The organism is Streptomyces sp. NPDC002785 (genome assembly GCF_040295565.1).
In the GTDB taxonomy this organism is placed as follows: domain Bacteria; phylum Actinomycetota; class Actinomycetes; order Streptomycetales; family Streptomycetaceae; genus Streptomyces.
Genome location: NZ_JBEOVN010000143.1, coordinates 1 through 19,962, shown reverse-complemented (window position 1 = coordinate 19,962; position 19,962 = coordinate 1). Strand labels below are relative to the sequence as shown.

The window sequence follows — 19,962 nt, the reverse complement described above, 5'->3', positions numbered from 1 at the left end:
GAGCGGGCTGAGGCTGTCGGGCTCGTAGGCGATTGCGACCACTGCTGCTCGCTCCCTATCGTGGGGGAGGTCGTTACCGGCCTTCGCTGACGATCCGGCGCAGCGTGCTGCCGAGCCGGCGGGCGTACCACCGCTGGATCACCGGTACGACGGGCCCCGCGAGCCGGGTGTGCCAGGCCGCCGGGCGGCTGAACGCCATGACGGTGAACCACACAGCCCCGTCGTCCGCCAGCTCCACCACGAAGGACTCCTCGCCGCACTCGGGGTGCCGGGCCAGCGTCCCGTAGCCGAATCCGATGCGGTCCTTCTCGTACGCAGCCCAGACGACCCGGCAGGGTGCGGTGAACCTGAACGGGCCGAAGCCGAGCGACACCCGCACAAAGGCCCCGGCCTCGGCGCGGGCCGCCGACGCGCGGACCCGGGCTCCGCTGGTGCGATGCATGCGCCATTGGGTGACCGCCGCGCCCGCCGCCTCGAAGTCGGCCCGGCCGCGCCCGACCCGGGTCCGGTGGTGCAGGTGCTTGTAGCCGTCGGGGAGCGGGCCGAGGCGAGTGGCTCCGACCTCGGGGTAGGTGAAGGTGCTCATTCGGTCCTGCCTTCGTGATCGGTGTGGTTCTGGAGCCTGCGCCAGCCAAGCATGGAGCAGAGCGCGAAGCCGAGTGCGTTGCCGAGACCGTGGGTGGCGGCCATCCACGTCAGCGTGGGGTGAGGCAGCCCGGTGGCCTCGCCGAGTGCCCAGCTCAGCGCGAGCACCATGGTGGCCACGAGCACGGCGGACGAGGTGGCGAGCAGCAGCCGGGTGATCGGGTCCCGTTGCCTGCCGCGGATCGATCGCCAGGTGAGCAGGGCGACGGTCCACATTCCCGCTGTCAGAACGACTGCCCCGGCCAGCTCGGCCCAGTCCCCGATGAAATAGCCGGTCAGGACGAGCAGGGTGCCCAGCGGCACGCTCAGTGCAGCGAACCTTCCTGCGGCGCTGTCGGCGATCCGGCAGACGAGCCCCGAGATCAGCGCGGCGGCGAATCCGGCGAAGTGGAAATGCGGCACGGTCAGTGCCAGGATGCCGAGCCCGAAGCCGAAGAGTGTGTGCCCCGAGCGTTCGGCGACCAACGCGATGGCGGCGATCGAAGGCGTGACCAGGGCGGTGAGCAGGGCGATCTCGGTGGGCGCCACAGCGGAGGCTTTGGACGCTGCGAGGTTGCGGAGCAGCCGTGGTGGTGCGTGCAGGGCGAGGAGTGCGGTCCCGAGCGCGTAGCAGATTGCGAGGGTGGTGGCGGGCCCGCCGCGCGGCAGCCAGAGTGCGACGGCGCCGGGCACGGCGAAGAGCGGCCACAGGCGGCGCATCCGGTCCAGCTCGGGCGCACCGGCCAGCCGCAGCCCCACCGGAACCACCACCAGCATGCCCAGCATCACGATCAGACCGACCAGTACTGACACGACCACTCCCCGACTTGAACGTGTTCAAGTGTGCTGGCGATGACTCTAAGGCCTGTCTTGAACGTGTTCAAGACAGGCCTTGGGGCGGGGGAAGCCGGGTCCGGTCATGGTGGCAGGATGCCCGGCATGGAGATCGTCCCCGGACGCGGCGTCGGCCTCGTAACGATCGGCGACCACCGCTCCCAGGCCCAGGAGCGTGTCGGGCCGCTGTATTACGGCCCCGGCGGCAGCCGTGCCGTCGTGTCGGTGGCGCCGTACACCTGCTTCAGCGGCGAGTGACAGCCCCCGAAGGGCCTCACAGCACTCCCCGGCGCCACTCCCGTACCAGCAACCAGCCGAGATACACGCCCCCGATGGCCATCGTGTAGATACCCACGGGCAGGTTCTCGAACAGCGGCAGTTGCTGGGCGCAGAGATCCGCGACCACCAGCAGCAGTGCGCCGGTCAGCGCCGACAGCAACAGGTGCGGGCCGGAGACCCGGGTGATCCGCTTGGCGATCTGCGGAGCCGTCAGCGAGATGAACGCGATGGGCCCGGCGACACTGACGGCGCCCGCCGAGAGCACGATCGCCAGCACGATGGCGACCGTCTTCGTGCTGCGGGGTTCGGATCCGAGTGCGCCCGCGATGTCGTCGCCCATCTCCCCGATGTCCAGCCGCCGTGCGATCAGGGCGGTGAGCGGGGCCACGACCAGCAGCACGAGCCAGATCGTGGTGGCGTCGTCCCAGGACCGTGCCGACAGGCTGCCGTTGACGTAGGCGGTGAGGACGGCGGCCCGGTCCCGTTCCATGGCGTAGACGACGTACTGGGTCACCGCCGTGCCGATCGCGGCGACACCGATCCCGGCGATGACGAGCCGTGCGGGGTTGCGGAATCCGGTGCCGGTCGACACATGGACCAGCACCATGGCGAGGACGGCGCCGAGCAGTGCGCCGAGCGCCACTGGCACGGTGTCCGGGAACATCAGCGCGGTGACCGCGGCGCCCGCTCCGGCGCCGGACGCCAGCCCGATCACATCCGGGCTGCCGAGCGGATTGCGGGTGACGGACTGGAACAGCGCCCCGGAAAGACCGAGCGCTCCGCCGGTGCCCAGGGCGACCACCAGACGCGGGCCGCGCAGGCGTTCCAGGACGAACGCGTTCTTGCCCTCGGCCCCGCCCGTCACCGCCTCGGCGAGATCGGCGAGCGGAATGCCCAGCCGCCCGAGAGACAGTGTGGCGACGGCGGCCACCACGAGCAGCACGAACAGCACGAGTGCCGTCAGCACGGACACCCGCCGGCACGGCAGCGCCACCGAACGGCCGATCGTGAGGAGCCCTCTGGGCGAGGCGGTACGGAATCCGGCCTGATGCGACGTCATGCGTTGCCCCTCATCCTGCGTACGGCAATGAGCAGTGCGGGCGCTCCGATGAACGCTGTCACGACACCGACCATCAGTTCCTGCGGGCGCATGACCACCCGCCCCACGACATCCGCGAGGAGCAGCAGCGCGGGACCGACCAGCGCCGAGAAAAGGATCTGCACACGGAAGTCGACACCGACCAGGGCCCGCACCACATGCGGAACCGCCAGGCCGACGAAGGCGATCGGGCCGACCGCCGCAGTTGCCGCAGCGCTCAGCAGCGTGGCCGAAAGCAGCCCGCCCGCCCGGACCAAGGCCGGATTCGCTCCGAGAGACGCCGCGGTCGAGTCACCGAGTGCGAGCGTGTTGAGGCCGGGCCCCAGCATCGCGGCTATCACCAGACCGGCCACGGCGAACGGCAGAACCGACAGGAAGACGTCGAAGTCCCTGCCGCCGAGCGCGCCGACGACCCAGTACCGGTAGCTGTCGAACACTTTCGGCCGGCTCAGGGTCACCGCCTGGATGAACGCCATCAGCACGGCGGAGAGCACCGCACCGGCGAGCACGAGCCGCACCAGTCCGCCGCCCGAGCCCGCCGATCCGATCGCATGGACGAGCAGACCGGCGATCAGCGCACCGGGCAGCGCCCACCACATGGTGTCCGTACTGCCCAACGCCCCCAGGAAGGCCGTCGCGGCGACGATGCTCGCGGAGGCGCCCGCATTGATCCCGAGGAGACCGGGATCGGCCAGTGGATTACGGGTCACGCCCTGCATGAGCGTGCCCGCGACGGCCAGACAGAGACCGGCGAGTACACCGAGCGCGGTCCTCGGCCAGCGGCTCTCGACGATGGTGGTGACATTCGGATCGGCGGTGCCGGACAGGACGTGCAGCACATCGCTGAACGAGGTGGTCCGGCTGCCGAACATGACGCTCGCGAACACGGCGAGAACGAGGACGAGGACTGCGATGACGACGGAATACATCCGCCGAGCAGTGCCGGCACGTGAGGCGCCGGCACCGCTCGGTGGTGCGTGCGTGGTGGTGGCCATGTGGGTGGTGGTCAGCCTCAGCTGTTGTCGGCGGACTTGATGGCCTTGTCGATCTGCGGCAGGTAGCGGTCGATCACCCACGGCACGGTGAGCGGGTTGATGATCGAGGAGGCCGTGACGAAGGAGTTGTCCTTGCTGGAGACCACGGCGCCGCTCTTGACCGCGGGGATCGCCGCGTACAGCGGCTGAGCCTCGATCTCCTTGCGGGACTTGTCGTCCATGTAGAAGGTGAAGACCAGGTCGCTGGCCTTCAGCTTCTCGGCGTTCTCCAGGCCGATGAGCGCCGAGTCGGTGCCCTTGGTCTCCTTGAAGGTGTTCACCACCGGGTCGACGGTGAGGCCGAGGGAGGACACCATCTTGACGCGCTGCTCGTCGGGCTTGAACACGCCGAGGGTGCCGGGGCCGGTGTTGTAGATGTACGAGAACTTGTAGTTCTTGTAGTTCGGCCGGGTCGCCGCCGCGTCGGACAGCTGCTTCTCGATCTTCGAGATGAGGGTTTTGGCCTTGTCCGGCTGCCCCAGCGCCTTGGCGATGATGTCTATCTGCTGGTCCCAGTTCGTGCTCCACGCCAGATCGGGGTAGGCGACGGTGGGGGCGATGTCCTTGAGGATGTCGTAATCCTTCTGCGTGATCCCGGACCATGGCGCCAGGATGACATCCGGCTCGAGCTCGGTGATGGCCTCGAAGTCGATGTCCTCACCGCCCGTGAACTGGGTCGGCAGCTTGTCGCCGGACTTCTTCACCGCCTCGTGGATCCAGGGCAGATAGCCGGTCTTGTCGCTGCCCCACTCGTAGCTCTCCATGCCCACCGGGGTGTGGCCGAGCGCGATGGCGGTCTCCGCCGAGCCCTGGCCGAGGGTGACGATCCGTTCGGGCTGTTCCTTGATCTCGGCCGTGCCGAGCGCACTCTTGATCGAGACGGGGAACGCTCCGCCGCTCTTCCCGGATGCGCCGGAGGTCTCCTTGCCGTCGTCGCTCGACGAACAACCACCGAGGACGAGAACGAAAGCTGCGGCGGTGGCAGTTGCGGCGAGCGTCCGGCGACGCACGCGGGTGAACCGGGACATGGGTGTTCCTCATGGGTTGGTGGACGGAGCCGTTGGATCCCGCGCGGAATGCGAAGGTTTAGGTAAGCCTAAGCTAACTTGACTTCCGTCTACAACCGGCCCGGGTTGCCGGGGCCGCCTCGCGGGAGGACGGGAATGGACTCGACCGTGAAGGTCCCGTCCCCGGCCGAGTTGTGACGGGCGAAGGGTGCCGGGCTCACCACCCTGATGTCCATCAGGGGTTCGATCGCGGGTATCGACCTCAACTCCAGTGCCGTCGCCGACCGGTTCGCCGATGCGGTGGTGCCGATCCTGAAGGAGTGCAACTTCGACCGTATCGAGATCGAGACCGGTCCGACCGGCAGTGGCGACATCAATCAGGTGTCGCCCCCGCAGGCCAACCTCATTCGCATCGTCGAGGTGTGCTCGCCCGGATGCCCTCGAACTTCGGCCTGACGGTGGTGCCGGAGACGGCCTGTGTCACCGGTGGGAGCATCGCGTACGGCTCGATCCGGGGCGCCTGTCTGTCCATCGTGAAGAAGTACGCGGACAACGGCCGCCTGTGGTGGCTGAAAATGCAGCACTTCAACGGCAGCGTGTATGGGTGCGCGGGCGACTCGTACCGCGTCGGCACGGTCGAAGGATTCACCGCGCAGACGGACTGTCTGAACAAGGGCCTTGTCGTCCAGGACGCCACGATCAAGGTCCCCTACGGCATGCGGATGCCGGGACTCCCGGCCCGACCGGGTGCCGGAAGCGGCTGTATGACGCCCGGTCGGGTGTCGCAGGCGTGCAACCGCTACGGCAGCAGCCTCAAGGGCCTGATGGCCTGGTCGCTCAACCGGGACGGGGCGAAGAGGTGGACGTTCGGCGACAACGTCCAGGCGCCGCAGGCCCGTTGAGCGGATCACAAGCCGGGCAGCTCTGCCGAGACGGACGGAGCTGCCCTTCCGGTCGGCCGCCGATGGTGGCCGACCGGGCATCGGTGCCTACTGTCAGGGGCGTGGCTCGGAAGCGTCCAGCATGGCGTCGCGCTCCACGACCTTGATCCTCTCGCGTCCCTGCTCCGCGCCCAGGGCCCGCTCGTGCGCGTCCAGCCGGTACCAGCCCTCGCGGGTGGTGTAGCGGACGCCGCGCTCCTCCAGGAAGGCGGTGACGGCCTCCGGTTCGGGCTGTTCCGGGGCGGGCAGCCGGCCCGTGGCGTGGTCGTCCAGGAGGCAGGCGACCGTCTCGTTGGCGTCGCCCTTGGTGTGGCCGATCAGACCGATCGGGCCGCGCTTGATCCACCCCGTGACGTACACCGACGGCATGGGCCCCTCGCCTTCGACGACGCGCCCCGCAGCGTGCGGGACGGTGCCGGAGGTCACGTCGAACGGGAGCTTCGGGAGCTCCTGCGAGTAGTAACCGACCGCGCGGTAGACGCTCTGTACGTCCCAGTCGGTGAAGCGTCCGGTGCCCTTGACGTTCCCGGTGCCGTCCAGCTCGGTCCGCTCGGTGCGCAGACCGACGACCCGGCCGTCCTCGCCGAGGATCTCCACCGGGGATTCGAAGAAGTGGAGGAACAGCTTGTGCGGCCGGTCGCCCACGTCGCGGATGGCCCAGTTCTCCAGCGTTGAGGCGACCATGTTGGCTTGCTTGTTGCCGCGCCGGGTCTCGATCGAGCCCGCGTCGTACTCGATGTCCTCGGGGTTGACGATGACCTCGATGTTCGGTGAGTGGTCCAGCTCCCGCAGTTCCATCGGGCTGAACTTGGCCTGCGCGGGACCGCGACGTCCGAAGACATGCACTTCCAGGGCCTTGTTGGCCTTGAGACCCTCGTAGACGTTCGCGGGTATCTCGGTCGGCAGCAGTTCGTCCGCCGTTTTGGCGAGCACGCGTGCCACGTCCAGGGCCACATTGCCCACCCCGAGCACGGCGACCCTCTCCGCTTCCAGAGGCCAGGTGCGGGCCACATCGGGGTGTCCGTCGTACCAGGAGACGAAGTCGGCCGCGCCGTGGGAGCCGTCCAGGGAGCTGCCGGGGATGTCGAGCGCGCGGTCCGCGTCGGCCCCGGTGGAGAAGATCACCGCGTCGTAGAAGGACCGCAGATCGTCCAGGTCGATGTCGGCGGGGTAGTCGACGTTGCCGAACAGCCGCAACTGCGGCTTGTCGAGCACCTGGTGCAGTGCCTGGACGATGCCTTTGATCCGCGGGTGGTCGGGGGCCACTCCGTAGCGGATCAGGCCGAAGGGGGCGGGCATCCGCTCGAACAGGTCGATCGAAACACCCGGGTCCTGTGCAGCCTCGGATTTCAGCAGCGCGTCCGCTGCGTAGATTCCGGCGGGGCCGGCTCCGACTATGGCGACGCGGACGGGGCGGGTCATGGAGTGAAGGTCCTTAGATTAGAACGGCGGGCGGTGCGGCGCACGGTAGAAGTAAGGATGGACTTACCGTGCTCCACGGGACACGGTATCCGTTGCTGACCTGCGACCTCTGGGCGGGCGGCCTTCCGAGCGGTCCGGGGTGCTGTCGCCCGGTGCCCGGAACGGGGCGGGGAGGTGTTCCGAATGCGTGACGCCGGCTCCCCCGCCGGGGCGGGGTTCGCTCGAAGAATCGGACAAATGATGACAGAGTGACCCACATGGATGATCGGGTAGCGGGTGCCCTGTCACTCCCCGACGACTGGCCCGCCCACCCGGATCTCAGCCTCGCCCTGAACCGTATGGGCAGCTTCGACTGGGACCTCGACAGTGGCCTCATGCACATGGACCGGCCCGCACTCGATGTTTTCGACCTGCGGGCCGAGGAATACGGCGACCGTCCGGAGTCGCTCGCGCCGCGGGTGCCGCCGGACGAGGGCGTCCGGCTCGACGCCATGGTCGCGCAGGCACTCAAGAGCGGGCAGAGAAATTACGGCGCGTATTTCAGGATCCTGAGACGCGACGGCACTCTGCGCTGGACCCATACCCAGGGTTTCATCCAGCGCGACGAGACCGGCCGCCCCCGTCGCATCATCGGCATCGTCCGCGACGCCACCCAGGAGCTGGCCGACTCCACCGCCCGCCGCGAACTGGACATGGAGCGGCAACGCCGCACCAGTCTGGTGGAGGGCACCACGGCCGCGCTGGCCCACGCCCGGACGGTCCGGGACGTCATCGACGTGCTGAAGAACTCGCAGGGCCTGGCGCATCTCGGTGCGACCAGCCTGGTCGTGGGCCTGATGGAGGCCGGACGCATCCATCTGGTGGCGGACGGCCCGGAGGGCTCGTTCGTGCCCGGTACCCGCTACACCCGGACGGACGAGCCGTACCCGATGAGCGAAGTGGTACGTACGCTCTCGCCCCGCTTCATCGAGTCCGCCACGGATTTCGCCCTCTCGTACCCGATCCTGTGGCCCCACATCAGCCACCTCGGCATCACGTCCGCCGCCTATCTGCCACTGATCGCCCAGGCCCGGCCCATCGGTGCACTCGGACTGCTCTACAGCGACAAGGGCGGCTTCACCGGCGACGAACGCAATCTGCTCGTCGCGCTCGGCAGTTCCATTGCCCAGAGTCTGCAGCGGGCCATGCTGTACGAGCAGGAGCACGATCTCGCCGAGGGGCTCCAGCAGGCCATGCTGCCGCGCCGGATCCCGGACGTGCCGGGCGCACAGGTCGCCGTGCGGTACCGGTCGGCCCGGCTGGGCCGGGGCATCGGGGGTGACTGGTACGACGTCATCCCACTGCCCGGTGGCCGGGTCGGGGCCGTCATCGGGGACGTGCAGGGCCATGACACGCATGCCGCGGCCGTCATGGGGCAGCTGCGCATCGTGCTGCGCGCCTACGCGGCGGAGGGGCACAGTCCCGCCACGGTGATGGCCCGGGCCTCCGTGTTCCTCCATGAGCTGGACACCGACCGCTTCGCGACCTGCTCCTACGCCGAGGCCGATCTGACGACCGGAGTGGTGCAGCTGGTCAGGGCCGGTCATGTGGATCCGCTGGTGCGTGACACCGACGGCAGCTGCCGGAGGCTGCCCGTGGAGGGCGGGCTGCCGCTGGGGCTCTCGGCCGAGTTCGGGCGGCTCGAATACCCGGTCAGCACGGTCGAGCTGGACCCCGGTCAGACGCTGGTGCTGTTCACCGACGGTCTGGTGGAGCTGCCCGGCGCCGATCTCGACGAGGGCATGCAGCTGCTGACGTCCATGGTGCGCAACGGTCCGCAGGACCTCCAGCGGCTGGCCGACCAGCTCTGCGAGGAGGTCGACGAGCGTGGCGGCGAGGACGATGTGGCAGTCCTGCTGCTGCGCCGAAAGGCCGCTCACGCACCCCGGCCGGGCGGCAGGCTCCAACAGCATGTGGCACAGGGCGACCCGGAGGCGCTGAGCTCCGCGCGGCACATGATCCGTGCGGCGGTACGGGCCTGGGGCGCCAAGGCGCGGGCCGACGAGGTCGAGCTGGCCGCCGACGAGCTGGTCACCAACGCGCTGATGCACACCGACGGCGGGGCGATCGTCACCGTCCGAGTGCTCACCGGGCCCGAGCGGCGGCTGCGGGTCGACGTCGAGGACCGTTCCAGCGCGCTGCCCCGGCGCCGGGACGCTGGGGAGGCCGGGGTGTCCGGGCGAGGTCTGATGCTGGTGGACCGGCTGGCGGACCTGTGGGGTGTGGAGCCGCGGGGCAGCGGCAAGTGCGTGTGGTGTGAATTCGTCATTCCGGAACACGAATGACGGCAAAGTTGATCACTACTCGACAGTAACAGAACGTAACATGTCAGTGCTTGACCGTAACCGACCGCGAACGATTGACTGCGACTCCGTCAGTCTTTTGTCTTTCGATGACATGAGGACCCGTTGGGCACTGAGCTACTGGCACCTCTCGATCTGGCCTTCTGGCACCTCGAATCCGATGCCCACCCCATGCATCTCGGCGCGCTCGCCGTCTTCTCCCCTCCTCCCGACCCGGCGCACGGCGTCGGCCCGGAGGCCGTGCTGGAGTTGCTGGGCGCCCGCGCCGCCGCGATTCCCCGGCTGCGGATGCGAGTCAGGGACGTACTGCTGCCGGTCGGCGGTGCGGCCTGGTTCGTGGACAAGGACTTCGATGTGCACCGGCACATCGAGCGGGCGCAGCTGACCGAGGCGGAGTCGCGGGGTGAGGACGGCGGATTCATGGCGGGCGCCACCCGGCTCGCCGGTGAACTGATGGAGCAGCCGCTCGAACGGGGCCTGCCGCCCTGGCAGATGTATGTGATCGGCGGCGCCGACGGCGGCTCCTTCGCCGTGCTCGTCAAGCTCCACCATGCGCTCGCCGACGGAATGCGCGCGGTCGCCATCGGAGCCGGGATCTTCGACGAGATCGCTTCCGGCGCCGGACGCGCCCGCAGTGGCATGCCCACCCGCCGGGCGCGCACGGTCCCGCCCCGCTCCTGGATGCCGGGCCCGCGCCAGGTGGCCGGCCTCGCGCTGGGCCGGATCGAGGATCTCGGCCGGGCGTTCGGGGTCGGTGCCTCCATGGTGCGGGCCAGCCGCCTCGATCTGCGCGGCGCGCCCGCACTCACCGCGAGCTCCAGCGGCACCCGGCGGCTCGCCACCGCGGATCTGGACCTCGATGCCGTCCAGCGGATCCGGCGGGCCGCCGGAGGCACGACCAACGACGTCCTGCTCGCGGTCGTCGCCGGGGCGCTGCGCCGCTGGATGCTGGAGCGCGGCGAACCGCTGCCCGCCGAGGACCCGCGCGCCCTGGTGCCGGTCTCCCGCCGCAGACCGGGCCAGGCCGCCGCGACCGGGAACAAGCTCTCCGCCTATCTGCTCGGGCTCCCCGTCTCCGAGCCCGACCCCTGGAAGCGGCTGCGTGCCGTCCGCACCGCCATGGACCGCAACAAGTCCGCAGGGCCCTTCCGCGGTGCCGGCGCGGTGGCCGTGCTGGCCGATCAACTGCCCTCGCTGGCCCACCGCTTCGGCGCGCCGATCGCCGGGAACGCGGCCAGGATGCTCTTCGACGTCCTGGTCACCAGCGTGCCCCTGCCGCGCTCGGCACTGTCGCTCGGCGGCTGCCCGCTGCGTGCCGTCTATCCGATGGCGCCGCTGGCCCGGGGTCAGTCCCTGGCCATCGCCCTGTCCACATACGGCGGCCGGGTGCGGGTCGGGCTGGTGGCCGACGGCAAGGCACTGCCCGATCTGGAGCGGCTGGCGGGCTGCGCCGACGACGAGGTGGCGCAGCTGCTGGCACTGCTGCCCGCTCGGTGAACGGTCTGCGCCCAGATCGGTCATAGATCGGACAGGTTTCTCGGAAAGTGCCGCGGTTCATGGTGCCCGAGGTGTTGACGTGTCCAAGTGATCCGATGAATATTCGCTGTGTGCAGGAAGCGATCACCGGGGAGGGCGGCGGCAGCATGCGGCGCAACAGGCTGGGGAGCAGCGCGGTCGAGGTCACCGAGCTGTCCTTCGGAGCGGCTGCCATCGGCAATCTCTTCAGCGCCGTCGACCCCGCACAGGCGGCGGCCGCCGTCGACGCGGCATGGTACGAGGGCGTCCGCTGCTTCGACACCGCGCCGCACTACGGACTCGGCCTCTCCGAACGACGGCTCGGCGAGGCCCTGCGCGCCAGACCCCGGGACTCGTACGTGCTGTCCACCAAGGTGGGACGGGTGCTCGACCCGCTGCCCGCCGACACCGACGCCGCCTGCGGGAGCGTGTCCGACGGTCTCTCCGAGGGCTTCGCCGTACGGGCCACGCACCGCCGCCGCTGGGACTTCAGCGCCGACGGTGTACGCCGCAGCATCGAGGACAGCCTGGAACGGCTCGGCCTCGACCGCATCGACATCGCGTATCTGCACGACCCCGACGACCATGCGGAGACCGCGTTCAACGAGGCATACCCGGAACTGGAGAAGCTGCGTGCACAGGGTGTCATCGGTGCCATCGGCGCGGGCATGAACCAGACCGCGATGCTCACCCGCTTCGTGCGCGACACCGACGTCGACGTCGTGCTCTGCGCGGGCCGATACACCCTCCTCGACCAGTCCGCCCTGACCGAACTGCTGCCCGAGGCCGCCGCCCGCGGCCGCAGCGTCGTCCTAGGCGGGGTCTTCAACTCCGGGCTGCTCGCCGACCCGCGCCCCGGTGCCACCTACGACTACAAGGCCGCGCCCCCGGCCCTCCTGGACCGGGCCCTGCGTATCCAAGCAGTCACCGAGGGCCATGGCGTCCCCTTGCGGGCCGCGGCCCTCCACTACCCGCTCGCGCACCCGGCCGTCGCCGGAGTGCTCGTCGGCGCCCGCTCCCCGGACGAGGTGCGCGACGCCGCCGCCCTGCTCCGCCGCGAGATTCCGGACGCCCTCTGGGACGACTTGCGCGCCGAGGGCCTGCTGACCGAGGACGGACACTGACATGAGAATCGCCCTGCACACCAAGGTCCGCGCCGACCGCATCGAGGAGTACGAGGCCGCGCACCGCGAAGTCCCCGCGGAGCTGACCACCGCGATCCGAGCAGCGGGCGCCACGTCCTGGACGATCTGGCGCAGCGGCACCGATCTCTTCCACGTCATCGACTGCGAGGACTACGCCGCACTCCTCGCCGAACTGGAGAAGCTCCCCGTCAACGACGCCTGGCAGGCCAGGATGGATGAGCTCCTCGACGTCGCGCACGACTACTCGTCGGACGGTGCCGAAGCCGGCCTCCCGGTCGTCTGGGAGCTGTGACATGTCCGATCAGCAACGGATCGTCGACGCCCATCACCATGTGTGGGATCTGTCGGTGCGCGACCAGGACTGGATCACCGGCGATGAACTGGCCCCGCTCCGGCGTACGTTCACCCTCGCCGACCTGGAGCCCGAGGCACGCGCCGTCGGGGTGTACGCCACCGTCCTCGTCCAGACCGTCACCGTCCCCGAGGAGACCCCCGAGTTCCTGGCCCTCGCCCACGGCAGCGACCTCGTCGCGGGTGTCGTCGGCTGGTGCGACCTGACGGCGCCGGACGTCGCCGACACCCTTGCCGCGCTGTGTGAACTCCCCGGCGGCGACCGGCTCGTCGGTATCCGCCACCAGATCCAGGGCGAACCCGACCTCGAGTGGCTGCTGCGCCCCGACGTCCGGCGAGGACTGCGTGCCGTCGCAGGCGCAGGGCTCGTCTACGACCTCGTCGTCCAGGCCCATCAGCTGCCCGCCACCGTCGAGGCCGCAGCCCTGCTGCCCGAGCTGACCTTCGTACTCGACCACGCCGGCAAGCCGCCCGTCGCCGCCGGTGAACTGCACCCCTGGGCCGACGACCTCCGGGCGCTCGCCGCTCGCCCCAACACCGTGTGCAAACTCTCCGGCCTGGTCACCGAGGCCGACGCGCACTCCTGGACCGTGAGCGATCTGCGCCCGTACGCCGACACCGTTCTGGACGCCTTCGGCCCCGGCCGGCTGATGTTCGGTTCGGACTGGCCGGTGTGCCGGCTCGCGGCGACGTACGAGGAGGTCGTCGACGCGGCACGCACCCTGACCGACGCCCTCACCGAGGACGAGCGGGCTCGCGTCCTCGCCACCACGGCCGAGCGCGTGTACGGTCTCCGACGCATTGGCCGGTCGGTCTAAACTCCGGCCCATGCTGCGCGTACTCGCCGTCGACGACGAAGAACCCGCCCTGGAGGAACTCCTCTACCTCCTGCGCGCCGATCCCCGCATCCGCAGCGCCGAGGGCGCGACCGGGGCCACCGAGGCGCTGCGCCGCATCGGCAGCGCCGTCGAGGCGGGCCCCGACGACCCCTCCGCCATCGACGTCGTCTTCCTCGACATCCACATGGCGGGCCTCACCGGTCTCGACGTCGCCCAGCTGCTGGCCGGATTCGCTGCGCCCCCGCTCATCGTCTTCGTCACCGCACACGAGGGCTTCGCCGTCCACGCCTTCGACCTCAAGGCCGTCGACTACGTCCTCAAGCCGGTCCGCCGCGAACGCCTCGCCGAAGCGGTACGGCGTGTGGCCGAACAGGTCGGCGACCGCTCCGCACCCGTACTCGACACCGCGAACGACCAGATACCGGTGGAGCTCGGCGGAGTGACCCGGTTCATCCCGATCGACGACATCGCCTACGCCGAGGCCCAGGGTGACTATGCCCGGCTGCACACCGGCAACGGCAGCCACCTCGTCCGCGTCCCCCTCACCACCCTGGAGGAGCGCTGGCGCTCGCGCGGCTTCGTACGCATCCACCGCCGCCATCTCGTCGCGCTGGGGCGGATCGACGAACTCCGCCTCGATGCGGGCAGCATGAGCGTGCGCATCGGCACCGCGGAGCTCGCCGTGAGCCGTCGCCACACCCGCGCGCTGCGCGATCTGCTGATGCGCCGGACCGGCCGCTGACCAGGCCCTACCGGACTCGAACCCTTCCCACGGGGGACCGGTGCTGCGTACACTCCGGGCCCATGTCCGCAGAGCCAACACCCCGGCGTGAAGTGGTGACGGGGGAGCCCCGGCGGGTGCGCCCGCTGCCGCGCTACCGCACCCAGTCGGAGATCGACGAGCAGACCGCACTCGGCGGCGCCTATGTGCGTTCGCTGATGCGCAGCCAATTGCGCGCCGGGCTCACCGCGTTCACCGTCCTCGCCGTGGTTGTCGGCACACTGCCGCTGGTCTTCGAAGCCCTGCACAGCGCCGCGCTCGTCTGGGCCGTCCTCGGGTTCGCCGCGTATCCGCCACTGACTCTGACCGCCTGGTGGTACGTGCGACGGGCCGAGCGCAACGAACGCGACTTCGCCCGGCTCGTGGAAGGCCGCACCGCACAGTGAGCCGTTCGTACGCGGTGGCGGCTGTCGCCGTCGTCGTCGTCGCGACCGTACTCGTCGGCGGTTTCGGGCTGCGCATCTCCCGTACCACCTCCGACTTCTACGTCGCCTCACGCACCGTACGACCCCGGCTCAACGCCGCGGCGATCAGCGGTGAATACCTCTCCGCCGCCTCCTTCCTCGGCATCGCCGGCCTGGTGCTCGTGTACGGCCCGGACATGCTCTGGTACCCGGTCGGATACACCGCGGGCTATCTCGTGCTGCTGGTCTTCGTCGCCGCACCGCTGCGCCGCTCGGGGGCGTACACCCTGCCCGACTTCGCCGAGGGGCGGCTGGAATCGCGACAGGTGCGCAGGCTGGTGAGCGTCTTCGTCGTCGCGGCGGGCTGGCTCTATCTCGTACCGCAGCTCCAGGGCGCGGGGCTGACGCTCAAGATCCTTACCGGGGCGCCCGGCTGGCTCGGTGATGTGCTCGTGGCGTCCGTCGTCGTCATCGCCGTCGCCGCGGGCGGCATGCGGTCCATCACCTTCGTCCAGGTCTTCCAGTACTGGCTGAAACTGACTGCACTCCTCGTCCCCGCGATCTTCCTGGTGCTCGCCTGGCAGAGCGACGGCCGGCCCCGCTTCACCTTCGACGAGCAGCTCTCCGTCTTCCGCGCCGACCATCCGCTGTACGCCACCTACGGGCTGATCGTCGCGACGTTTCTCGGCACCATGGGCCTCCCGCATGTCGTCGTCCGCTTCTACACCAGCCCCAATGGCCGCGACGCCCGCCGTACGACGGTCGCCGTCCTCGCCCTCATCGGCGTGTTCTACCTATTGCCACCGGTCTATGGCGCCCTGGGCAGGCTGTACGCTCCCGAGCTGATCCACGGCGGGGACGCGGACGCCGCCGTACTGCTGCTGCCCGAGCGTGTCATCGGTGGGCTCGGCGGGGATCTGCTCGGCGCGCTCATCGCGGGCGGCGCCTTCGCCGCGTTCCTGTCGACCGCCTCCGGCCTCACGATGGCCGTCGCCGGAGTCATCACTCAGGACGTGCTCCCGTCGCGCGGGGTACGGCACTTCCGGCTGGCCACGGTCCTCGCCATGTGCGTACCGCTGGCCGGTTCGCTGATGGTCAGCCGGGTGCCGGTTGCCGACTCGGTCGGGATGGCGTTCGCCGTCTCCGCGTCCTCGTTCTGCCCGCTGCTGGTCCTCGGCATCTGGTGGCGGCGGCTCACCCCGCCCGGCGCGATCGCCGGGCTGCTGCTCGGCGGTGGTTCCGCGTTCCTGTCCGTCGCCATCACCGTCAGCGGCGCGGTACGTCCGCCCGGCTGGCCGCACGCCCTGCTCGCCTGGCCCGCCGTCTGGTCGGTGCCGGTCGGCTTTCTCGCCATGGTCCTGGTGTCCCTCGCCACGCCCGGCCGGATACCTTCCGGCACGAACGCCGCCATGACCCGCTTCCACCTGCCGGAAGCGCTGTGAGGGCCCGGCAGCGGGCTTCGCGGCGTCGCAGGGCCGGGGTACGCACCTCGCGGCGTTGTCGTCGATCACCAAGGCTCCTTCCCCAAGCTCTCAGCCGCGTTCGAGCAGGGGAGACTCCATCCGCCTTGATCCTCCGCCTTGCGACGCACGCACCCCAGCCCCGCTCCTGCACCCGCGCTGCCCACTGCCGGGCCCTCCTGACCTCGGGGAGAAACCGATGACCGGAGCCCGATACGCCGTGCTTGTCCTGCTCATCCTCCTGCTGCTCGGCGCGGGCTTCCTGCTCGGCCGCCGCACCGCCCGTCCGGTCCGTACCAGCGACGTCGGAACCCCCGTTGAGCACGCCACCTTCGAGACCCTGCACACCGCCTCGCTCGCCGCGCCCCCACTGCGCGCCGGACTCACGGAGGAGAGCGCCCGCAAATCCGCCCGCAGGCTCCGCTCCCTGCTCGGCACCGACGCCCTCTGCCTCACCGACCGCGACCGGGTCCTCGTCTGGGACGGCGAGGGCGAACACCACGGCCGCCACGTCATGGACCAGGTGCAGGACCTTCTCGCCAGCGGCCGCGACACCGCCTTCCACAGCGACTGCGACGACCTCGACTGCCCGCTGCGCTGGGCCGTCGCTGTGCCACTCACCGTCGACCACAGGGTCCTCGGCACCCTCATCGCCTACGCCCCGCGCGAATCCGCGGTACTGGCCAGAGCGGCCGGAGAAGTGGCCCGCTGGGTCTGCGTACAGCTGGAACTCGCCGAACTCGACCGCTCCCGCACCCAGCTCATCGAGGCCGAGATCAGGGCGCTGCGGGCCCAGATCTCCCCGCACTTCATCTTCAACTCACTGGCCGCCATCGCCTCGTTCGTCCGCACCGACCCCGAGCAGGCCCGCGAACTCCTGCTGGAATTCGCCGACTTCACCCGCTACTCGTTCCGCAGCCACGGCGACTTCACCACCCTCGCCGACGAACTCCACTCCATCGACCAGTACCTGGCACTCGTACGGGCCCGCTTCGGCGAACGGCTCGCGGTCACCCTCCAGGTCGCCCCCGAAGTGCTGCCCGTCGCCCTGCCGTTCCTCTGCCTCCAGCCCCTGGTCGAGAACGCCGTCAAACACGGCCTCGAAGGAGCCGTCACCCTTCCCCGAGCTCTCAACTCCGGTCGAGCAGAAATCCCGACCCGCATCACCATCCGCGCACTCGATGCCGGATCCGAGGCCGAGGTCGTCATCGAGGACAACGGCACCGGAATGGACCCGGAACGCCTGCGCCACATCCTGCGCGGCGAGGGCGGCCACTCCACCGGAATCGGACTGCTGAACGTCGACGAGCGGCTGCGCCAGGTGTACGGGGACGACTACGGACTCGTCATCGAGACGGGAATCGGCGCCGGGATGAAGATCACGGTACGGCTGCCGAAGTACCGTGCGGGGGTGCACGGTTCCTGACCACCCGGTGAGGCGACGATCAGTACAGATGGATCGCCAGATGCCCCAGCGGCAGCCCCAGCTGCCAGGCCGGTGTCCACACCTGGGCCGTCTCCTCCGCGTCCGGCTCGCCGCCCATCGGTTCCCAGGGCGGCGGACCGATCGCATCGAGGTCGGCCGCGAGCAGTTCGGTCTCCTCCAGCCACCGCCACGCCGCGCGGGCCAGCGCCAGATCGGGATCCGCGCCGCCGGCCCCGAGCCCGGCGGGCTCCTCCAGCGCGTCGAGCCGCTCGCAGACCCAGCCGCGCCAGGCCGCCCCGTACGCCGTCAGCAGCCGCAGCTCATCCATCCGGGCCGAGGGCAGGGCGTCGGGCATCCCACCGTCGGAGAGGAAGACGGTGAGCGCGAGCGCATCCCGCCCCGCGCGGTACTCCAGCGTGGACGGCTCGATCAGATCGCCGCTCCGCAACAGCTCGTCGGCGATGTACTCGGCGTACATCCAGGCCATCGGGACCAGCAGCCCGCCGCCACTGGTTCCATCCTGACGTTCCGGGCGCATCCCGTCTCGCCTCTTTCTCTTCTCGGCACCGGGCTCCACGGAGCATTGAACCGGGGGAGTGCGCCCCGCGTGGCCAGAAGGGCAGGATCCGTCACGACCGGATCCGTCCACGACACGAGGATGCGATGACCACCGATATTGGGGAGGGCCCGCACGTGCGGCAGTTGCTCGGCGCCTATGTTCTCGATGCGCTCACGGCCGGCGAGACCCGCGGCGTCGCCGGCCATCTGCAGTCCTGCGACCGCTGCGCCGCCGACTATGTGGAGGTCGCGGAGGCCGTGTCACTGCTCGCCCTGCTCAGCGAGGAGGACCTGCTGGAGTAGCCCGGTAGGTTACGGGAGAGCTGACGCAGCGCGTAGTAGGACCGGGACTTGACCGTACCCGCCGGAATACCGAGAACCCGGGCCGTCTCAGCCACGCTCAGCCCGCGGAAATATATCTGGACGAGGACCGCGCGGTGTTCCGGGCTGAGAGTGCGTACCGCATCACGTACATCGAGGGCCGAGACCGTGGACTCGGCGGTGTCCTTCTCGCCCGCGGCGGCCTCCAGCACCACGTCACTGACCTCGGTCGGCCGGGCCTGCCTGGAGCGGCGCGCATCGATCGCGAGGCGCCGCGCGACGGTGAAGAGCCAGGGCCGCATCGAGTCGTACGGGGCGTCGAAGGCCTCCGGATGCTGCCAGGCCCGCACCAGCGTCTCCTGGAGCAGATCCTCGGCCCGCTGCCGGTCGCCGAAGGTCAGCCCGAGCAGGAAGTGGAACAGGGCGGGGCCGTGCTCCCGCTGGAGATCCGCCAGGGCCCGCTCATCGGTCGTTGTGGTGGTCATCGTGAACGCCCTTCCCCGCAGAGGCCCTGCCGCTTCGCTGCCGACTGGCGTATATGAACGCATCGGGGCGCCGAGGAACAGGCGACGGGCGGCTCCGTGCGACGAGCGGTCGCGCAGTGCGGCGAATGGTGCGGTGAACGGTCGGGCGGCGGTCGACGGGGGTGTTCGTACGGGCGTCGGGCGGCCGGTGCGACAGGTGAGGCCGGTACGAAAGGCAACGTGCCGTCGGGCGGAGGTGAGGGTCCGCGACGGTTACGGCACTACTGTGACGGGCCAACGGCCCGCCTTCACCAGCCGGATCGCCACCGAGCCGATGAACCGGTGCCCGGCCGACTCCGACGCTCCCACCACGACGGCATCGGCCTTCAGCTCGTCCGCCGCCGTCACGAGCCCGTTGTAGGGATCACCGCGGAAGGTGTGGAACTCCCAGCGCACGTCCCATATGTCCTTCATCCGCTCCGTCGCCTTCCGGATCTCGCTCACCAGCTCCTCCGCGACCTCTCCGGTCGTATCTGCGACGGGTGCACCGAGCGCGGCCCCCGCGGGCAGCACGGGCTGGACGTAGACGAGGGCGAGCATCGCCCCCTGACGACGGGCGAGCCCCGCCGCGTACGCCGCGGCACGCATGGAGGAATCGGATCCGTCGAGGCCTGCGACGATCACCCTTGGACCGTCTGTGCCACGTTCGAACTGGTGGGGCTGTTGGTCTGTCACGGCAGTGAGGCTATCCGTTCCCGGCGCCGACTCCGGCCCGGGCTGCGGCAGGGTCCCGGACAGAGCTGCCGGTTGCCTCGGAACCGGTCCCTCCACCGGGTGCAAAACCCTCCGTCACCGGTGTCGCCGGCCGGGGAGGGCCCAGGGAGAAGTCCGCGCCGTTCTGCATCAATGCCAGGCCGGTGAGCAGCACCAGGGCGAGGGCGCCCCACGGCGAGCGCCTGGTCCGTTCGACGCGCCAGTTGTCCCGGCCCATGATTCTCCCTTCGTCCCGACGCTTGGAACGCTAGGCGCGGGGCAGCCGGGCGGCGATCAGGGAAGGGCGAACGGGTGGCGCCGGCCCGATACGCCCGTTGCCCCGAGTCCAGCAACAGGGCTCGG

General features: G+C 70.0%; 20 protein-coding genes and 2 pseudogenes. 12 read left to right on the top strand and 10 right to left on the bottom strand.

From position 1 onward, the window contains the following. Positions 1–73: 73 nt before the first annotated feature. Positions 74–586: a DUF1990 domain-containing protein gene (locus ABTZ94_RS27015; protein ID WP_351204310.1), complete on the bottom strand. Its 513-nt coding sequence runs from the start codon at positions 584–586 to the stop codon at positions 74–76. After that, positions 583–1,437, bottom strand: a complete 855-nt coding sequence (locus tag ABTZ94_RS27010) for a YndJ family protein (RefSeq protein WP_351204308.1) — start codon at positions 1,435–1,437, stop codon at positions 583–585. Before ABTZ94_RS27010 ends, ABTZ94_RS27015 begins: the two co-directional genes overlap by 4 nt. A gap of 126 nt (positions 1,438–1,563) precedes the next feature. On the opposite strand from ABTZ94_RS27010, the gene ABTZ94_RS27005 reads away from it, so the two are divergent. Then, entirely contained in the window at positions 1,564–1,716 is a 153-nt protein-coding gene (locus tag ABTZ94_RS27005; protein ID WP_351204306.1) for a hypothetical protein, read from the top strand. 16 nt (positions 1,717–1,732) lie between these two features. Here the strand turns inward: ABTZ94_RS27005 and ABTZ94_RS27000 are convergent, their stop codons facing one another. The 3 genes from ABTZ94_RS27000 to ABTZ94_RS26990 are packed head-to-tail and all read right to left on the bottom strand — an operon-like array spanning position 1,733 to position 4,898. Further along, positions 1,733–2,797, bottom strand: coding sequence for a FecCD family ABC transporter permease (locus tag ABTZ94_RS27000; protein WP_351204304.1), 1,065 nt, complete (start codon positions 2,795–2,797; stop codon positions 1,733–1,735). Continuing rightward, a complete protein-coding gene (locus ABTZ94_RS26995) occupies positions 2,794–3,831 on the bottom strand; it encodes a FecCD family ABC transporter permease (RefSeq protein ID WP_351204302.1) in 1,038 nt (345 codons plus the stop codon). The genes ABTZ94_RS27000 and ABTZ94_RS26995 overlap by 4 nt, the downstream gene beginning before the upstream one ends. 17 nt (positions 3,832–3,848) lie before the next feature. Next, on the bottom strand, positions 3,849–4,898 hold the full coding sequence (locus tag ABTZ94_RS26990; RefSeq protein WP_351204300.1) for an iron-siderophore ABC transporter substrate-binding protein: 1,050 nt from the start codon (positions 4,896–4,898) through the stop codon (positions 3,849–3,851). A gap of 132 nt (positions 4,899–5,030) precedes the next feature. Between ABTZ94_RS26990 and ABTZ94_RS26985 the strand changes: the two are divergent. Next, positions 5,031–5,779, top strand: a pseudogene (locus ABTZ94_RS26985) (glycoside hydrolase family 18 protein); the annotation flags it as partial. A 93-nt stretch (positions 5,780–5,872) separates the two neighbouring features. On the opposite strand, the gene ABTZ94_RS26980 reads toward ABTZ94_RS26985, so the two are convergent. Further along, entirely contained in the window at positions 5,873–7,240 is a 1,368-nt protein-coding gene (locus ABTZ94_RS26980; protein ID WP_351204298.1) for an FAD-dependent oxidoreductase, read from the bottom strand. A 257-nt stretch (positions 7,241–7,497) separates the two neighbouring features. On the opposite strand from ABTZ94_RS26980, the gene ABTZ94_RS26975 reads away from it, so the two are divergent. The 9 genes from ABTZ94_RS26975 to ABTZ94_RS26935 all read left to right on the top strand — a co-directional run bounded on the left by ABTZ94_RS26975 (position 7,498) and on the right by ABTZ94_RS26935 (position 17,503). Beyond that, positions 7,498–9,564 (top strand): SpoIIE family protein phosphatase, encoded by a 2,067-nt coding sequence (locus ABTZ94_RS26975; protein WP_351204296.1) that lies wholly within the window; start codon positions 7,498–7,500, stop codon positions 9,562–9,564. Between the two features lie 123 nt (positions 9,565–9,687). Next, positions 9,688–11,079, top strand: coding sequence for a wax ester/triacylglycerol synthase family O-acyltransferase (locus ABTZ94_RS26970; RefSeq protein WP_351204294.1), 1,392 nt, complete (start codon positions 9,688–9,690; stop codon positions 11,077–11,079). A gap of 146 nt (positions 11,080–11,225) precedes the next feature. Next, positions 11,226–12,221: an aldo/keto reductase gene (locus ABTZ94_RS26965; RefSeq protein WP_351204312.1), complete on the top strand. Its 996-nt coding sequence runs from the start codon at positions 11,226–11,228 to the stop codon at positions 12,219–12,221. A gap of 1 nt (position 12,222) precedes the next feature. Next, positions 12,223–12,534 (top strand): L-rhamnose mutarotase, encoded by a 312-nt coding sequence (locus ABTZ94_RS26960; RefSeq protein WP_351204292.1) that lies wholly within the window; start codon positions 12,223–12,225, stop codon positions 12,532–12,534. Between the two features lies 1 nt (position 12,535). Continuing rightward, positions 12,536–13,411, top strand: a complete 876-nt coding sequence (locus ABTZ94_RS26955) for an amidohydrolase family protein (protein WP_351204290.1) — start codon at positions 12,536–12,538, stop codon at positions 13,409–13,411. Positions 13,412–13,421: 10 nt separating this feature from the next. Beyond that, entirely contained in the window at positions 13,422–14,174 is a 753-nt protein-coding gene (locus tag ABTZ94_RS26950) for a LytR/AlgR family response regulator transcription factor (protein ID WP_351204288.1), read from the top strand. Positions 14,175–14,236: 62 nt separating this feature from the next. Beyond that, complete coding sequence (locus ABTZ94_RS26945; protein ID WP_351204286.1) at positions 14,237–14,599, top strand: hypothetical protein; 363 nt, start codon at positions 14,237–14,239, stop codon at positions 14,597–14,599. Continuing rightward, entirely contained in the window at positions 14,596–16,059 is a 1,464-nt protein-coding gene (locus tag ABTZ94_RS26940) for a sodium/solute symporter (RefSeq protein WP_351204284.1), read from the top strand. Before ABTZ94_RS26945 ends, ABTZ94_RS26940 begins: the two co-directional genes overlap by 4 nt. A 217-nt stretch (positions 16,060–16,276) precedes the next feature. Further along, positions 16,277–17,503, top strand: a complete 1,227-nt coding sequence (locus ABTZ94_RS26935; protein WP_351204282.1) for a sensor histidine kinase — start codon at positions 16,277–16,279, stop codon at positions 17,501–17,503. A gap of 19 nt (positions 17,504–17,522) precedes the next feature. Here ABTZ94_RS26935 and ABTZ94_RS26930 read toward each other — a convergent pair whose 3' ends face one another. Continuing rightward, a complete protein-coding gene (locus ABTZ94_RS26930; protein WP_351204280.1) occupies positions 17,523–18,041 on the bottom strand; it encodes a hypothetical protein in 519 nt (172 codons plus the stop codon). A 125-nt stretch (positions 18,042–18,166) separates the two neighbouring features. Here ABTZ94_RS26930 and ABTZ94_RS26925 point away from each other — a divergent pair, with 125 nt between their 5' ends. Beyond that, complete coding sequence (locus ABTZ94_RS26925) at positions 18,167–18,364, top strand: zf-HC2 domain-containing protein (RefSeq protein WP_351204278.1); 198 nt, start codon at positions 18,167–18,169, stop codon at positions 18,362–18,364. Here the strand turns inward: ABTZ94_RS26925 and ABTZ94_RS26920 are convergent. From ABTZ94_RS26920 to ABTZ94_RS26910, 3 genes and pseudogenes are all read right to left on the bottom strand, one after another. Further along, positions 18,298–18,867, bottom strand: coding sequence for a sigma-70 family RNA polymerase sigma factor (locus tag ABTZ94_RS26920; protein ID WP_351204276.1), 570 nt, complete (start codon positions 18,865–18,867; stop codon positions 18,298–18,300). The two genes, ABTZ94_RS26925 and ABTZ94_RS26920, sit on opposite strands and share 67 nt — an antisense overlap. A 252-nt stretch (positions 18,868–19,119) precedes the next feature. Next, entirely contained in the window at positions 19,120–19,581 is a 462-nt protein-coding gene (locus ABTZ94_RS26915; protein WP_351204274.1) for a universal stress protein, read from the bottom strand. 124 nt (positions 19,582–19,705) lie between these two features. Continuing rightward, a pseudogene (locus ABTZ94_RS26910) lies at positions 19,706–19,837 on the bottom strand (class F sortase); the annotation flags it as partial. Positions 19,838–19,962 lie beyond the last annotated feature (125 nt).

What these genes read in the sequence shown, in the direction of transcription:
- ABTZ94_RS27015 (WP_351204310.1), bottom strand. Translation starts at nt 586, where the DNA reads ATGAGCACCTTCACCTACCCCGAGGTCGGAGCCACTCGCCTCGGCCCG.
- ABTZ94_RS27005 (WP_351204306.1), top strand. Translation starts at nt 1,564, where the DNA reads ATGGAGATCGTCCCCGGACGCGGCGTCGGCCTCGTAACGATCGGCGAC.
- ABTZ94_RS27000 (WP_351204304.1), bottom strand. Translation starts at nt 2,797, where the DNA reads ATGACGTCGCATCAGGCCGGATTCCGTACCGCCTCGCCCAGAGGGCTC.
- ABTZ94_RS26995 (WP_351204302.1), bottom strand. Translation starts at nt 3,831, where the DNA reads ATGGCCACCACCACGCACGCACCACCGAGCGGTGCCGGCGCCTCACGT.
- ABTZ94_RS26990 (WP_351204300.1), bottom strand. Translation starts at nt 4,898, where the DNA reads ATGTCCCGGTTCACCCGCGTGCGTCGCCGGACGCTCGCCGCAACTGCC.
- ABTZ94_RS26980 (WP_351204298.1), bottom strand. Translation starts at nt 7,240, where the DNA reads ATGACCCGCCCCGTCCGCGTCGCCATAGTCGGAGCCGGCCCCGCCGGA.
- ABTZ94_RS26975 (WP_351204296.1), top strand. Translation starts at nt 7,498, where the DNA reads ATGGATGATCGGGTAGCGGGTGCCCTGTCACTCCCCGACGACTGGCCC.
- ABTZ94_RS26965 (WP_351204312.1), top strand. Translation starts at nt 11,226, where the DNA reads ATGCGGCGCAACAGGCTGGGGAGCAGCGCGGTCGAGGTCACCGAGCTG.
- ABTZ94_RS26960 (WP_351204292.1), top strand. Translation starts at nt 12,223, where the DNA reads ATGAGAATCGCCCTGCACACCAAGGTCCGCGCCGACCGCATCGAGGAG.
- ABTZ94_RS26955 (WP_351204290.1), top strand. Translation starts at nt 12,536, where the DNA reads ATGTCCGATCAGCAACGGATCGTCGACGCCCATCACCATGTGTGGGAT.
- ABTZ94_RS26950 (WP_351204288.1), top strand. Translation starts at nt 13,422, where the DNA reads ATGCTGCGCGTACTCGCCGTCGACGACGAAGAACCCGCCCTGGAGGAA.
- ABTZ94_RS26945 (WP_351204286.1), top strand. Translation starts at nt 14,237, where the DNA reads ATGTCCGCAGAGCCAACACCCCGGCGTGAAGTGGTGACGGGGGAGCCC.
- ABTZ94_RS26935 (WP_351204282.1), top strand. Translation starts at nt 16,277, where the DNA reads ATGACCGGAGCCCGATACGCCGTGCTTGTCCTGCTCATCCTCCTGCTG.
- ABTZ94_RS26930 (WP_351204280.1), bottom strand. Translation starts at nt 18,041, where the DNA reads ATGCGCCCGGAACGTCAGGATGGAACCAGTGGCGGCGGGCTGCTGGTC.
- ABTZ94_RS26925 (WP_351204278.1), top strand. Translation starts at nt 18,167, where the DNA reads ATGACCACCGATATTGGGGAGGGCCCGCACGTGCGGCAGTTGCTCGGC.
- ABTZ94_RS26920 (WP_351204276.1), bottom strand. Translation starts at nt 18,867, where the DNA reads ATGACCACCACAACGACCGATGAGCGGGCCCTGGCGGATCTCCAGCGG.